The following is a 782-nucleotide window of genomic DNA, read 5'->3' as shown; positions in this document are numbered from 1 at the left end:
TCACTAGTGAATGACTTTTCTGAAAAACTCATACCTGTTACTTGGACTTTCTTTATCCTATTTTGATCAACTAATTCATGGATGCTCCTTGACATAGATTCAACCTGATCGGCAAAAGGAGCAAGAACTAAAATGTTTTCATTTTTCTTAGGTTTGAAGGGCAATGTTTTATCTTCATTTTTCAAAAGAGTGATTGCATCTTCCGCGATTTTCCTTTCTTTTTTCAAATGATTTTTATTACCGACCACTTGAAGAGCCCTTAATATTTTTTTATCAATTGGAGTGTCAGCAGCGACTTTTCCCGGCTTTAGAATTCCTCTTTTCACTTTTAGCTCAAGTATTCTTGTTACAGAACGATTGACTTGATCAAGCGGAATTTCACCACTTTCCACGGCTTCCTTCACTGCATCGAATACAGAGGTTATATTCTTTTCCATTTGAAGTGAGTTTACTTGTGCAGGCATCAATGCAATATCTACACCCGATTTCAAGGCCAAAACAACAGCATCTTCTTGTCCAAAATTGTCCGCAATGGCTTTCATATTCAATGCATCTGTAACCACTACGCCTTCAAATCCCATTTCTTCACGTAAAAGACCAGTAATGACCTTCTGTGACAGCGTTGCCGGCACCATAATTTCTTGTCCGTCTTTTTTACTGATATAAGTAGTATCATCGAATGCAGGAAATTGAACATGTGCGGTCATCATCATATCTACTCCAGCATCGATTGCCTTTTGGAAAGGAAGTAACTCGATAGAACGTATGCGCTCCTTATTATG

General features: G+C 38.0%; 1 protein-coding gene. It reads right to left on the bottom strand.

Annotation, left to right across the window (positions count from 1 at the left end):
- Positions 1 to 782, bottom strand: a 782-nt coding sequence (locus tag AC1DUW_RS31140) for a glycoside hydrolase family 3 N-terminal domain-containing protein (RefSeq protein ID WP_477644490.1), incomplete at both ends; no start/stop codon positions are given.

The organism is Peribacillus sp. P4_C12, from assembly GCF_056402095.1.
This window is presented reverse-complemented; position numbering and strand designations above follow the sequence as displayed.